This window comes from Xanthobacter dioxanivorans, from assembly GCF_016807805.1.
Classification (GTDB): domain Bacteria; phylum Pseudomonadota; class Alphaproteobacteria; order Rhizobiales; family Xanthobacteraceae; genus Xanthobacter; species Xanthobacter dioxanivorans.
This window is the reverse complement of sequence record NZ_CP063362.1, coordinates 4,622,377-4,636,541: the sequence shown is the minus strand read 5'-3', so window position 1 is coordinate 4,636,541 and position 14,165 is coordinate 4,622,377. Positions and strand designations below refer to the sequence as shown.

Below are 14,165 nucleotides of genomic sequence, written 5' to 3'. Positions count from 1 at the left end.
TCCGACCGTATTCTCCCCAGCCCCTGTTCCTTGGTCTCGGTCCTCTGCCAGAGCACCGGGCCATGGTGCGCGACCTGTGTGACCATCTCTGCCCCCGCGACAGTGACGAGATACAGGCCCTCTCCGGCATGTCGGCAGAGGCATTCCTGCCACTGTTTCTGGGAACGGAAGAGGGGCACCTGTGCCTCTGGGACGAGAGGGCGAAGGCCGGCTCGCACTATCAGCCCGGCCTATCGGACGTATGGATGCCGGAACGGCGAGAGCGTCAGAGCTTCCGGGCGGCGACGCTCCACACTTCCCGTGGCGAGTTGGCGGGGATTATCGGCGCTGATGCTGACGGCGGGTGCGACGGCGTCGGCCATCTGTGGATGTACGCGACGGACGCCCTCGACGAGTACGCCCTTGACGCCTCTGCAAGGTGGCTGACGATGGAGAAGGAATGGGCGTGGGTAATGATGAAGAGCTTCGTCGACGCTCGCAACGCGCCTCGTATTGCGTGGCTGGACCGGCTGGGCTTCGAGGTGCGTCAGGATGCGAGGCCATACGGCATCGGTGGGCATTCGTTCCGCACGGGGCACCTCCGCCTCGGAAGGAAATGATCGATTGGGTGCCGACTTTGTACCTTGCCAACGAGACGTTCACGCCCGGCCATAGCCCCCTGCCATCGAGCGCAAGGTGCTCTGGCGTCCATCCAAGATTGCGCTAGAACGGAACGACACGCCGAGCCGGGGGACGGTCTGCACCATGACGCCGCACGAGTTCATCACCAAGTGGCAGAACTCGAAGCTGAAGGAGCGGGCGGCGGCGCAGGAGCATTTCCTCGATCTATGCCGCCTGCTCGGTGAGAAGACGCCGGCCGAGGTGGATGCCGCCGGGCTCGATTACGGCTTCGAGGTCGGCGCTACTAAGACCGGCGGCGGCCACGGCTTTGCCGACGTGTTCAAGCGCGGCCATTTCGGGTGGGAATACAAGGGCACCCGCGCCAATCTGGATGCGGCGTTGCTCCAGCTCCAGCGCTATGCGGTGGCCCTCGACAATCCGCCGCTGCTCATCGTGTCGGACATCGGCACCACCATCCGCATCCACACCAACTGGACCAACTCGGTCTCCAAGACCTACGACATCCCCATCGCCGAGTTGGAGGATGCGGAGAAGCGGCAGTGGCTGAAGGCCGCCTTTGCGGACCCGGAGGCGCTGCGGCCCACCAAGACCCGCCAGCAGCTTACCGAGGAAGTGGCCGGCAAGTTCGCCGAACTCGCCCGCTCGCTCAGGGCGCGATACGACGAGCCGGAAGAGGTGGCGCACTTCATCAACCGCCTCGTCTTCTGCATGTTCGCGGAAGACGTGAAGCTGCTGAAGGAGGGCATGTTCTCCCGCATGCTGGAGCGGGCGCTGGAGGAGCCGGCCGAGTTCGAGGCGTTCGCCCGTGACCTGTTCCGCGCCATGAGCACGGGCGGCCGCATCGGGTTTGAAAAGGTGGCGTGGTTCAACGGCGGCCTCTTCGACAACGATCGCGTCTTCCCCCTCACACCGGCCGAAATTCGCCTCGTGCACGAGGCATCCAAGCGCTATTGGGGCGATATCGACCCGTCCATCCTCGGTACTCTGTTCGAGCGCGGACTGGACCCGGACAAGCGCAGCCAGCTCGGAGCGCACTACACCGACCGCGACAAGATCATGATGATCATTGAGCCGGTCATCATCGCGCCCCTCGCAGCCGAATGGGCCGAGGCGAAGGCGGAGATTGCCGCGCTCATGGAGAAGGCCGCAGCTCTCGACGCCACGGCGAAGACCCAGCGCGGTAAGGCCGGCTCCACCGCCAAGGGACAGGCCACCACCGCACTCAATTCCGCCCAGGCGGTGCTGGAGCGCTACCTGAAGCGCCTCGCCGACTTTCGGGTTCTCGATCCCGCCTGCGGCTCAGGCAACTTCCTGTATCTGGCGCTGCGGGCGCTGAAGGATCTGGAGCACCGCGCCCAGGTGGAGGCGGAAGCCCTCGGTCTTCCGCGCCGCTTCCCCAGCATCGGGCCGGAAGTGGTGCGTGGCATCGAGATCAACCCCTATGCCGCCGAGCTGGCGCGGGTCTCGGTGTGGATCGGCGAAATCCAGTGGATGCTGAAGAACGGCTTCGAGGCGGCGCAGAACCCGGTGCTGAAGCCGCTGGAGACGATCGAGTGCCGGGATGCGGTGCTCAACGCGGATGGGACTCGGGCGGAGTGGCCGGAGGCGGATGCGGTGGTCGGGAACCCGCCGTTTCTCGGTGTGAAGCGGATGTTCCAAGTTCTCGGCGTGGATTACGTCAATGCATTACGTGACGCATATCCCCGTGTATCGCGCTTCTCTGACCTCGTGTGCTGGTGGTTTGAAATCGCCGCCGAAAAAATCGCCGCAGGACAACTTAAGAGAGCCGGGCTCGTGGCAACAAACTCGATACGCGGTGGACGAAATCGCCTGGTTCTCGATAAGATTTCGCAACCTAGTAGAATTTACAATGCATGGTCCGATGAACCTTGGGTCGTCGACGGCGCGGCTGTTCGTGTTTCTCTAATTTGCTTTGGGTTCCAAAACCCAGTTACAGAACAACACCTAAATGGAAATATTGTAAAATTTATATACTCAGACCTAACTAGCCCAGATGGAGTGCAACATTTCGATATTACTAAATCCCGTATATTGCTTGAAAATAAATCGAAAGCTTTTGTAGGCACTGTCAAGGGAGGGAGCTTTGACATTTCGGGCGAATTGGCACGCCATATGCTTCTTATGCCCATTAACCCAAATGGACGACCGAACGCAGATGTAATTTACCCATACATGATCGGTATGGATGTCGTGAGGCGCCCACGCGATCAATGGGTTATCGATTTCGGATGTGAGAGGAGCCAAGAGGATTCGGCCTTCTATGAAGCGCCGTTTGCGCACGTGGAGCAAGAGGTTCTACCCCATCGACTATCCGTTAGAAACCGACGTGAAGTCGACCAATGGTGGCTATTCTCAAGAGCGTTGCCGGCGCTCCGTGCCGCGATAGATCCGCTTGAACGCTTTATCGTAACGCCCGCTCTTGCGAAGCACAGGGTCTTTGCATGGTTGCCACGTGGGATTTATCCCGACCATCAGCTCATCGCGATTGCTCGGGATGACGACACAGCCTTCGGCATCTTGCATTCCCGCTTCCATGAATTGTGGTCGCTGCGCATGTGTACATGGCTCGGCGTAGGCAATGATCCCCGCTACACCCCCACCACCACCTTCGAGACCTTCCCTTTCCCAGAAGGCCTCACGCCCAACATCCCCGCCGCCGATTGTGCGGATGATCCCCGCGCCATCGCGATCGCCAAGGCGGCGGCCCGGCTCAATGAGCTGCGCGAGAACTGGCTCAATCCTGCCGACCTCGTGCGCCGGGAGCCGGAGGTGGTGCCCGGCTATCCAGACCGCATCCTGCCCGTGAGCCCGGAGGCGGAGAAGGAGCTGAAGAAGCGCACCCTCACCAACCTCTACAACGCCCGCCCCACGTGGCTCGCCAACGCCCACAAGGCCCTCGACGAAGCCGTGGCCGCCGCCTACGGCTGGCCGGCTAACCTCTCCGATGACGAGGTGCTGGCCCGTCTCTTTGCCCTCAATCAGGAGCGGGCGGCGGCACAGGCGAAGAAGAGCTGATCCGGTTCCGGGGACTGACGTGCTCGCACCAATTCTAGCCCCGGATAAAGTCGGCTCTCTCAAGGGCAACTACGGCGTCGTCTTCCGAAGCCTCACGCCCGGTCCCTCGCCATTCTCCGGGACGAAGATCACCCCGGCGGCTTCAAGGGCGCGGCGCATCTTCTCGACGCTGCTCACCCGTGCGTCTTGACCTGCCTCGAACCGATTGACGGTGTTAAGCCCAACGCCAGCTTTGGCGGCAAGCTCCTGCGTATTCCATCCAAGTGCGGCACGCGCCATACGGCATTGAACTGGCTTCATATGGTGAAAATATCACCACATGTGGTTGACATCAATTGGGTGATGATATCATCCTTAATGGTGTTTTTATCACCACTTGAGGCCGCTATGGTTTCGCACGTCCTGCACGTTCACCCAATTCCGTTCTCCTCAGCGCCCCGCGGATGCCGTGTCGAAAACATCCCCAGTGACCTCCGCACTTGGGACGGGTGGTTTCCGAGGGACTGCCTCAATCTCGACCCGCCGCCCCCTCCCGGCTGGTACTCCATCCCGCATTGGGCCGCGCTGACGGAATGGGGGCTCTTCGACAGCGCGGAAGCGACGATGGAAGAAACCCTCAGCGAGTGGATGGGAGACCCTTGGCAGGCGGAGGCGCTCCGCTATTGCGAAGAGGAAGGCATATCGCCCATCGAATGGCCTGCGCCGCGACGGATGCGGATTGAACTGGGGATCGCAGCCGTGCTGATCTTTCCGGACCCTATTCTGCGAGAAGTGTTCTTACGCCCTTCTTCCGGCCGATGAAGCGTCACTCTCACAGCGGCCGGGCCTCGCACACGGCGAGAATATTGCCTCGCTCGGGTATTTTGCTTCTACGCAGAAGGAAACCTGAAGATGGCTGTACGCCAACGGGGCACGAAATTCCTCGCGGATTTCATGGTCGCGGGGATACGCTACCGGGAGATGTTCACCTCGCCAACCGAAGCCCAGGCATGGGAGTTCAAGACCCGTGCCGACCTTGCACTTGGAAAGCCCGTCGAAAAGCGCGAGTTCAACCCGACTGCCGCCGCTGGCGGACTGGACGTTCTTCGCGGCCTCTTCAATCACGTGGTGAGGGTCCATTGGTCGGGGGCGAAATCGGCGGCGGACCAGAAGCGCAATGCCCAGCGGTTCGTCGACTTCGTCGGCGGCAAGGTCCCGCCCAAGTCCGCTTTCTCGGCGGAGAAGCTGGGGGACTTCCTGGCGGAGCTGAAGGCTTCGGGGTGCTCCAACGGGACGATCAACCGCTACCTCTCCAACGTCTCCAAGATGGCGCGTGTCGCCCTCAAGGCCGACAAGCTCGACAAGATGCCCGACATTCCTTGGCAGAAGGAGGGGCCCGGTCGCACCGTCGCCTTCACGAAGGACGAGGTCGCGGCCATCATTCGGCTTGCGCAGCGCTGGGGCTACCAGCGCGAGGCCGATATGTTCCAGTTCCTGATCGACACCGGCTGCCGCCTGGGCGAGGCCGAGAAGGTGCGTTGGTCGGACTTCTCCGAGGGCTTCCGGTCTGTGACGTTCGCGCGGGACATCACCAAGACCGCGTCCGACCGCACCGTGCCGCTCTTCCCGACGTCGGTCGCTGCCCTGGAGCGCTGCCGTGCTGCCACTGGGGATCTGGATCGGCCCTTCCAAGACGTGAAGGGCGCCCGGCTTCGGAAGGCGTGGTATCGGATCAAGGAGCACCTGAAGCTCGCCGACGAGACCACCATCCACACCCTGCGGCACACCCGCTGCACGTGGTTCGCCCTGGAGGGGTGGGACTTCTGGCGCATCCAGAAATGGATGGGGCATTCCAGCCTGAGCACGACTCGCCGCTACACGAACCTCGTGTCGAACGACCTGGACGTGATGGTGGCAGGAACACCAATGGTGGGTGGCACGGGGGACGGAGGCCGGCCAATGCCGATGTTCCATGCTCAGCCGGCGCATTCAGTTGGTGCGCCTCCGCCCGTTCCTGCCGACGCCGTTAAGGGCGACTTACGGGCGCAGATCACTAAGGCTGAGCAACGCGTTGCGCTTCTCCGGGTTAGCTATGGCGCCCTTTCCAAAGAGCAGTTGGTTGGTTCATGCGTGGCCCTCACGCTGAAGGGAGAAGGGTTGTTGGGTGCCCTCCCTGATGCCCCTGGACCGGGTTAGGCTGCTCAGATGTGACGTACGCTCAGGCGCTCAATCATACCGCACCCTTTAGACGAGCCAACGACCGCAAGACTCGAAAAAAGGACACTGAGCGGGACTGCTATTCATGGCCTGAACAACATGAAACAGGAGGCAGAGGAACCAAGGCGAGATGGTAAGCTGAAGCCGCATAGCGTTCTCCATAAATTGTTTATTTTCAATATGTTATGGCGCATCATCCATGGGAATGATGTAGGGCGGACAGCGGAGTGCTACAAGCCCCCCCAAGGCCGAGAAAGCCAAAATAAGTGTCTGATTTTTCTGGTTAAAACGGATGGTCGTGCAAATTGATTCGGCTTTTCAGCTAGGGGGGTAGCCGCCGCACGGAATCAAATCTCTTGGCGCTCCGGTAGGCGTTCTAATTTATCGGCCGCCAAGAGGGACTTTTTCGTCAGCCCGCGAGGACGGGCATATCCGGCAGCCTTCAGCCCGTGGGCGAAGAACTGCGGCTTCTGGTCCTCCAGCGTGAGCCGGCGGCCAATGGCCTCCAGCCGCTTGACGACGTCGCCCATGATCCCCTTGGCGCCGAGGGCGTCGACCACTCGCGCGGCAAGCTCCTCGGCCGTGACTTCTCCCGTCGCGACCTTCTCCTCGCCCATGATGTAGGCCCCATCCTTGCGGATGGCCGGCAGCACCACGCGCGTCACCCAGTCCTGGAAGGCGCGGGCCTCGGGCTTGTCGGAGCGCATGACGAGCTTGTAGAGGCCGCTCTCGGAGATGCAGTTAGCTCCCCGGTTGGGGAAGCTAACCTCGATCTGGCCGAGGGTAGACCGCGGGACGTGCCGGACCTCGCAAAGGGAGAGGTGCTGTAGCTGATGGGAGGTTCCCGACGAGGTGGAGAGGCCGAGCGCTCGAAGGGCGTCCGCTGCTACCCACCACGGAGCGTCGTCGATCACGACCACGCGCACGTCGTGGCCCTTGAAGTTGAACAGGGAGAGATTGTCCATGATCGCGTACCTTCTGTGCGAGCGAAAGGTCAGACGGTGGGGGTCACGGTGACGGCCTTGCCGCTGGCGATCTGCGCCAGGGCGATCTTGGCCTCCAGCCCGTAGAGCTGGACCAGCCCCGTCGCGACATCCGTGGGGAACCCGGAGGTGAGGAACACCCGGCCGAGGATCACGGCGCCGAGCGCAACGCCCGCCTGGAGGGTGTCCGGCAGGTTCTCGACGGTGAAGGGCAGCATCATAGCGCCGACGTCGGCCGCAGAAGGTAACGGCCATCTGACGAAAAATATAGTTATATCAAATAGTTAGTTTGCCCCCACACTAGCACCGGAAACGCCAAATCACGGCCGTTTTCCGTACTTTCAACGCAACCCACCTCGTATCTCACCCCGGTCCCCCTCTCCACGAAGCCGCACCCCGCGGTTCACTGTCGCCACCCGCTTGGCCAGAAAGGAGCCGCGATTGTCCTGTTACAGCCTCCCCACCTTCGCAGCCTCCGACTCGGACTCTGCCTCCCCTTCCTTTTATGACGCGCTCTTGGCGGACCCCGAGGCCCTCGGCCTCCCTGCCGACTTCAACGATGCCTTCGACGACGAGCCCGAGGACAAAGACGACGCGTGGGCGGGGGAGCAGCTCAACGCCCACGTGGTCGCTTATCGTGCGCATCGAGAGCGCGAAGCGCACATCGCCGCCCTACACGGAGGCGTCGCGACCATCTGGGATCATCTCGACGGCTCCCCCGGCTGCACTAAGCTAGGGTGCGACGAAGAGTTCCTGCACCTCCGTCACATGTGGGCCGATGAAGCGGAGATCCTCGCCACGCATTTCGAGCCCTCAGAGCAGAGCCCGTTCCCCCGAGCGACCGGCTATCCCCATTGCACCCTGCCGTGGACATGGTGGCCCCCTGTAGTTGGCGGTGGGCGCTCGGCGCTCCTCTTCATCTTCCGCATCTGGCGAGCCCATCGGATGGTCACGGCCCAGATTGCCGCTGCCGGAGGTCTCGACGATGACCGCGGGTGGATCACCCGGCCGGCCGCGCCTGACCTCGACGCCCTCGCCGAGTGGCGCAGGGGGCTCTTCCTGCCTCCGTCGCAGCGGGCCGCCGCCAAGAAGGACGCCCGGAAAGCGAAACGCACCGCCGGACAGAGCAAGCGTAGGGCAGCCAAGCGTGTTGCTGAGAGGCACCGGAAGACCTCCCAAGGTCCCCGTCCCATCACTGTCGAGGGTGACCGAGCCCTCGTGACCCTGACCCACGGCTTTGTCGCAGCCATTGCCGCCGCCGACATACCCTTGATTGAGGGCCACGACTGGCAGGTGGCCACCCCGGCCGGCAAAACCCCGTACGCCGTGCGAACGGAACGTATCCCAGGCGGCGGCAAGCGCGGCATCCGCATGCACCTTGTCGAAGGCCTGACAGGCCCCGTCGAGATCCTCGCGCCTGTGGACGACGCTTGGCGCGACACCCAATGCCCTTTGGCAGCCTGACACACGACCATGGCCCTTCCGGAGGGGCCTTCCCTCATCTCTCACAGAAAGGACCCGACCTTGCCCGATTGGCTCTTGCGCCTCGCATCACAACCCGTTCTCGCCATCCACCTCGCCCTTGCGACCGCGCTCAGCATCGCGGGGATGCCCGCTTGACGGCCGTTCCGAACCGACCCCTCATCGTCTATGCGGACGGCTCCGCCATCGACAATCCCGGCCCCGGTGGCTGGGCCGCTGTCATCGTGAGGGAGGACGGCAGCGCTCGTCCCCTGACGGGAGGCGAAGACCACACCACCAACAACCGGATGGAATTGACGGCCGCCCTTGAGGCGCTGAAGGCGCTGCCTGCCGACGTTCCTGCCGTGCTGCACCTCGACAGCGACTATGTCGTGAAGGGCGCCACCGTCTGGCGCAAAGGCTGGGAGCGAAGGGGCTGGAAAGGCTCCTCCGGCAAGGCAGTAGCCAACCGCGACCTCTGGGAAGCCCTCTACGCAGCCGCCGACGCCCGCCCCCATGCCACTTTCAAGTGGGTCCGGGGCCACGCCGGAGACAAGCTGAACGAGACCGTGGACCGACTGGCACGGGCTGAAGCTGAGAAGCGGAAGCTGTTGGTCCGGGCGCGGTGGTCCCCCGACAATCCCGCTCCCTTCGGGCGGACGTGGGAGGCGGTCTGACCGTCCCGGACACGACCACCGTAGAATGGGAGTCCCCTACGTCCTAGAGACGGCCGACCCTGTCACAGGCGAGGCCATCTCCTTCGACCTCGGCGTGTCCATGACCTTGTCCGAGTTCACCGATAGCATGGGCGTCCCCCTTCGCCTCGGTCGGGCCGTCCTGGTGGAGATGGGCCTCCTTCAGTCAGAGGGTGGGCGTCTTCGGATCAAGCTCGAACATCAAGCCGCAGGGCTCGGGATGCGCCTCCACAAGAAGGGCACCCGCTTTCCCTTCGATGTGCTCTTCCCCGCCGGGCAGGCATGGGCCAAGGAGAGGTGGTCTTCAGCGAAGGCCGAGGTCGAGAGACACCGCGGCTCCGCAGCAGCTCTTGCCCTGCAAGCCTATTGCGATTGGCGCGGTGGGCCCATGACCACGCAGATGGACGTGTGCTGGCTCCTGGATCACTTCCCCGAGCTGACCACCAGGGACATTGCGCGGGTCCTGTCGGTGTCCGAAGCGGCGGTCTTTAAGTGGTCGTCTCTGAGGACACGACAACGGGATCATGCCGAGAGCCGCAAGAGGCTCCACCGGAAATCCTGAAGTAAGCGCTCCCCCTTCTGTTGTCATACACGGGCGCTTACTCCCCCAAATCACGACCTCATCTCCCGACGCCGTGGCCGGTCCAATCCCGTCGCGGCGCCGGCCTCCGCGTGTGTCGCGCCTCGCCAAGGCGGGCACCCCCATCTGCTCCCAAGCCATAGAGAACCACGCGAGTGCCCCAAGACATCGATAGTCTGTTCCTCGACCTCCCAGATACCCAAGGAGCCGCCCCGGCGGCGCCCGAAATGCCCCTGGTGGACAACCTGCCGGACACCCTCGGGGCCGATCAGGTGCTTCCAGCCCCCACTTCCGCGGCCCTGGCCGCTCCTCCCACCCAGCCCTCCGTCGATCCCGTCCCGCCGCGCCCCGGTGCTGCGGACCAGCGTCCCATGACGCCGCCGGTGGGAGATGACGCCCCGCTCTTCGTTCACAGCAACGCCATCGCCAATCGCGCCTACCAGATGGCGAAGGAGCAGGGACTGCCGGCGAACCACGTGGTCGCCATCCTGAAGCAGGAGAGCAACTTCGATCCCGCCCAGCGCCCCATCGGCAATGACGGCAAGCCTCTGTCCTCGGCCTTCGGGATTGGCCAGCTCCTCAAGGACGAGCGGATCAAGACCGGCATCGGCGACAGCACGGACCCCGAGGTCCAGCTCCGCGCCGTCATGCCCAAGATGCGGGACGCCTACGACCGAGCCCGGAAGGCGCTGGGCCGTGATCCCACGCCGGGCGAGATGTACGTGGTCTACTACCAGGGCGCGGGGGCTGGGCCCCGCATCCTCGCCAATCCCTCCGCCAGCCTGAAGGACACCCTCGACGGGGTGAAGCCCGGCTGGGGCAATGTGGTCTACGAAGCGAACCCCTGGCTGGCCAAGTCCGGGATCGTCACGAACGCCGACTTCATCGCCTGGACCTCCGGCAAGATGAACAAGGCCCTGGGCGCGAAGAACGTCCCGACCAACTTCACCACCACCATCCCGCGTTCCGAGACCGCCCCGCCGTTCGCCCCCGCCGGCTCCCAGGCGGACGACGCCATCCTCCAGGACCGCGTCACCGACAAGCCCAGCCCGACCCTCTGGCGCACTGTCGAGGCGGCGGCCGACGAGACCACCACGGCCTACGTCTTCCGCGACAGCCCCGTGTTCGCACCGGCCCCGGACTACAAGCCCACCATTGAGGAGCTGGAAGCCCGCAAGCAGGGCCTCCCGGAGAAGTTCCACGACCGCCTCATCGGCGTGTCGCCGGCCCATTCCGACTACCTCACGGCCCAGGCCCAGCGGCAGGCGGAGAACGAGCGCACCCTCGCCGAGGCAGGGTGGACCGGCACCGGCATCCAGCTTGCGACCGACATCCTCGATCCTGTCAGCCTCGGTGCGGGGATTGCCTCTGGCGGTCTCGGTGCCTTCGCTGGCGGGACCATGAAGGCCGGCAGGCTTGTCCAGCGTGTCGCGGGTGGTCTGGGTGCCGCGGCGGGTAATGTTGCCCTGACAGGCATCGCCAATGCCGCTGGTAAGGAAACAACCAGTTCCGACTATGCCTACGCCGCCGCCTGGGGTCTCGGTCTCGGGTTCGCCTTCGGGCCGTTCGCCCGGAACCCTGCGACGCAGGACCTTGCCGACGCTGGCGCCCACGCTGCAAGCCGGGCGATGACGGACATTGAACGTGGCGTTCCACGCTTCTCCGGTGGCGAGGGGACCTTGAGTGCCGCTCCCGCTGCGGTCGACAACGTTAAGCTCTCCCAGGGCGACCTCATGTCCATCGTCGACGCGGACGTGCCACGCACCGCAGTGGAGAGCCTCCGCCCTGATATGGCCGGCCGTGGCGCCACCTCCGACAACCCGCTCATGCGGGCGGTCTCCCAGTCGCTCGGTCTCGACGTGGTGGGCAAGGTCGGCCCCAACGGCGAGATGGCGGTCAATCCGTTCTCCGCCGGAGAGGACAAGCTGCGGATCATGAGCGCCGGTAGCAATCGTCTGTACAGCGTGGCCTATCCCCAGTTTGACGAGTGGGCCAAGGCGCGGGGCGTCAACTGGATGAAGCGGGTCTCCCCGCGCCTGACGGACGAGTGGGAGACCTTCGCCGAGCAGATCACGGCCCACCGCCGGGACCTTCGGGCCGACCGGGACGTCCACTATGACCCCCAGGTGGTGAAGGTGTCGAAGGAGCTGGGAACGGCCCTGGAAGAGCACCGGCAAGGCAACATCACGCCCCGGCCTGAGACCCCGGACAACCCCGGCCGTCCCCTCGCCGGGTTGGAGCATGTCCCCGCCAATCCGCGCTACATGCCCCGTGTCTACCGCCTCGACAAGATCATGGCGATTGACCCCACGGGCCGGAAGTTCATCGGATGGCTGGAAGGCTCTCTCCTGTCCGCGCATAAGGAGCTTGGCGACAAAGCCGAGACCCTTGCCCGCGGGCTTTACAGTGGCGTCGTGCGTCGGGGCTTCAACCTCGACGAGTTCGCCATGATGGCCCGTGACGGGGCGACGGCGGACGTTCTGCGCTCCGGCATGCTGGACATCGGCATGTCGGAAGCGGACATCGCCGACATTCTTGCCCGCCTGCCGAAGGGCTCCAAGCCCGGCTTCACTCACCTCCGCCTGGACCTCGACGAGACCTTCGTCCATCCGAGGACCGGCCTCAAGCTCGGCGACTTCACCGAGACCAACGCCTTCGACCTCTTCGACCACTATAACCACCAAGCCTCGGCATGGCGGGCGGCGGGTCGCATTCAGATCGTCAGGGGTGATGGGGAGGTGTTGCTGGACGGCGTCCGGTCCCGAAAGGAAATCAGCGACGTCCTGCAACAGGTCGCCGACAAGGGGTATCAAGCGGGCCTTACGCCCAAGCAGATCGAGGACGACACAGCTCTCCTCCGGGAGATGTTCGACCGCCTGTTCGGTGTCCCCCATGAGAAGGCATCGTCGACCGTGGCCAAGGGCGCCGAGATCATCCGCAAACTCGCAACCATGACCTCGGCGGGCAACTTCGGCCTCTCCGCGATTCCCGACATGGCCCGCATCGCCACTGTCGGGGGCTTCGGGCCATGCTTCAGCACTTGCCCGGCTTCCGTACCGAGATCGTGCAAGGGGGTGTTCTGCGCCCCCGTAGCGACCTCGCCATGGATATCGCGGCCTTCGGTGCCGTCGACGAGTTTCGGCACCTGTCGGCCCGCCGGCTCCCCGAAGACGGGATGCTGACGACGCCGATGCAAGGCGCCCTCGACAAGATCGGGGGCTACACGCGCACCGGGGCTGACGCCGTGGTCCACCTCTCCGGCATGAACATCATCAACCGCGGTGTTCGGGAGGCGGCTCGGCGCGTGATGGCGTCGCGCTTCTACCGCGATGCGGAGAAGGTGTTCGCCGGTGGTGCCGCCGCGGACCTCGCCAAGCTGTCACCGGCGGAGCTGAACCGGATGAAATGGTTTGGCCTCGGCGACGACATGCTTGTCCGCGTCCTCCGAGAGGTGAAGGAGCACGGGGAGACGGTGGACCATTGGACCGGGGCGAAGCTCAACCGGCTGAACCCGGACGCCTGGACGGACGTGGAAGCGAAGCACGCTTTCACCATGGCCCTCAACCGGGCCGCCGGCCGGGCCAGTATGGAGCACGACTTCGGGGCCGGCACGGTCTGGGACCGCTCTCCGATCTTTCGGACCTTCTCCCAGCTCCGCCGGTTCGGCTTGAACGCATGGCACATGAACATCCTTCACGGCTACGCCATGCGTGACCCGGAGGTGTTCTGGGACGTGGTCGCCTCCACCTTCGCCGCGGCGGCCTTGTACGCCGTCCGGACTCGGATCGAGGCTGCCACTCGCTCCGACCCCGAAAAGCACCTCCAGGAGCGCTTCGCCCCCGGCGCTTTCGCCGCGGCCATCTTCCAGCTCGGCGCCTACTCCTCGCTCATTCCGGCACTGGTGGACACCGGGATTGGCGTGGCCGGTGCCAACCCGATCTTCGGCTTCCGCAACTCTGCCCTGCCGTCCGACGCATGGTTCGGCAACCCCTCGGTCACGTTCCTGAACAACCTCTTCAGGGTCGCCCCGAGCGCCTTCATGCAGCCCATCGTGGCCGGGCGGGAGCGGTCTCAACCCGAGTGGCGGCAGATGCTGTCGATCCTGCCGTTCAGCAATAACATCGCTGTCCAGTCGGCCCTCGGTCTCCTCGTCCAGGATGCCCCGAGGTTCGCCCCCAAGAGCCAGACGGGTTATTCCCTGCCAGACGCCGTCATGGGCACGGTGCAGTAGCGCTTCCCTTCCACGTTGCCGGGTCCGACCCCCGGCTCGTCGGAGGAGCACCGGCGATATTTGGCCGAAATTTCTGAAACGGTGTCGATTGAAAAAGGCTCGCGCGATACCCCCCGTGCCCCCTCGCGCATCAGGCGCACGGTGTCGCGCACGGGCGCGTCAGGTCGCGCGGGCGGTTTCGCGGGTGCGGCTAGCATCTTTCGCGTGAGCGATACGGCAAGCCGCGCGTAGGCGTGACGCACCGGAGAGGCGTTGTCGGTTGTCCTCTGTCCGGCCTCTCCCAGGGCCGCGAGGGAGGCGGAAGGCCCCATACCGAAACCCTTGCTGAAAATTGCCGTGTCCAGTCCAGCATCCATGCCGGT

Annotated in this window: 12 protein-coding genes; 9 read left to right on the top strand and 3 right to left on the bottom strand. The window is 64.3% G+C overall.

Annotated elements, in window-relative coordinates:
- The first annotated feature begins 62 nt into the window (after window positions 1-62).
- The gene (locus EZH22_RS21650) at window positions 63-599 is read left to right on the top strand and encodes a hypothetical protein (RefSeq protein WP_203192495.1); all 537 of its coding nucleotides are present in this window, start codon (window positions 63-65) and stop codon (window positions 597-599) included.
- Between the two features lie 145 nt (window positions 600-744).
- Window positions 745-3,657, top strand: a complete 2,913-nt coding sequence (locus EZH22_RS21645) for a class I SAM-dependent DNA methyltransferase (RefSeq protein WP_203192494.1) — start codon at window positions 745-747, stop codon at window positions 3,655-3,657.
- Window positions 3,658-3,726: 69 nt separating this feature from the next.
- Here the strand turns inward: EZH22_RS21645 and EZH22_RS21640 are convergent, their stop codons facing one another.
- On the bottom strand, window positions 3,727-3,936 hold the full coding sequence (locus EZH22_RS21640; RefSeq protein WP_231711093.1) for a helix-turn-helix domain-containing protein: 210 nt from the start codon (window positions 3,934-3,936) through the stop codon (window positions 3,727-3,729).
- Here EZH22_RS21640 and EZH22_RS21635 point away from each other — a divergent pair.
- Together EZH22_RS21635 and EZH22_RS21630 are read left to right on the top strand one after the other, a co-directional pair.
- A complete protein-coding gene (locus EZH22_RS21635) occupies window positions 3,844-4,458 on the top strand; it encodes a hypothetical protein (RefSeq protein WP_203196839.1) in 615 nt (204 codons plus the stop codon). The two genes, EZH22_RS21640 and EZH22_RS21635, sit on opposite strands and share 93 nt — an antisense overlap.
- Window positions 4,459-4,548: 90 nt before the next feature.
- Entirely contained in the window at window positions 4,549-5,832 is a 1,284-nt protein-coding gene (locus tag EZH22_RS21630) for a tyrosine-type recombinase/integrase (RefSeq protein WP_203192492.1), read from the top strand.
- A gap of 368 nt (window positions 5,833-6,200) precedes the next feature.
- On the opposite strand, the gene EZH22_RS21625 is transcribed toward EZH22_RS21630, so the two are convergent.
- Window positions 6,201-6,818, bottom strand: a complete 618-nt coding sequence (locus EZH22_RS21625; RefSeq protein WP_203192491.1) for a BRO-N domain-containing protein — start codon at window positions 6,816-6,818, stop codon at window positions 6,201-6,203.
- 29 nt (window positions 6,819-6,847) lie between these two features.
- A complete protein-coding gene (locus tag EZH22_RS21620) occupies window positions 6,848-7,057 on the bottom strand; it encodes a hypothetical protein (RefSeq protein WP_203192490.1) in 210 nt (69 codons plus the stop codon).
- Window positions 7,058-7,352: 295 nt separating this feature from the next.
- Here EZH22_RS21620 and EZH22_RS21615 point away from each other — a divergent pair, with 295 nt between their 5' ends.
- From EZH22_RS21615 to EZH22_RS21595, 5 genes are all read left to right on the top strand, one after another.
- A complete protein-coding gene (locus EZH22_RS21615) occupies window positions 7,353-8,300 on the top strand; it encodes a hypothetical protein (protein ID WP_203192489.1) in 948 nt (315 codons plus the stop codon).
- A 152-nt stretch (window positions 8,301-8,452) separates the two neighbouring features.
- The gene (locus EZH22_RS21610) at window positions 8,453-8,974 is read left to right on the top strand and encodes a ribonuclease H family protein (protein ID WP_231711092.1); all 522 of its coding nucleotides are present in this window, start codon (window positions 8,453-8,455) and stop codon (window positions 8,972-8,974) included.
- A gap of 25 nt (window positions 8,975-8,999) precedes the next feature.
- On the top strand, window positions 9,000-9,554 hold the full coding sequence (locus tag EZH22_RS21605) for a hypothetical protein (RefSeq protein WP_203192487.1): 555 nt from the start codon (window positions 9,000-9,002) through the stop codon (window positions 9,552-9,554).
- 173 nt (window positions 9,555-9,727) lie between these two features.
- Window positions 9,728-12,754, top strand: coding sequence for a hypothetical protein (locus EZH22_RS21600; protein ID WP_203192486.1), 3,027 nt, complete (start codon window positions 9,728-9,730; stop codon window positions 12,752-12,754).
- Window positions 12,748-13,803, top strand: a complete 1,056-nt coding sequence (locus EZH22_RS21595; protein ID WP_203192485.1) for a hypothetical protein — start codon at window positions 12,748-12,750, stop codon at window positions 13,801-13,803. Before EZH22_RS21600 ends, EZH22_RS21595 begins: the two co-directional genes overlap by 7 nt.
- The last annotated feature ends 362 nt before the right edge of the window (window positions 13,804-14,165 follow it).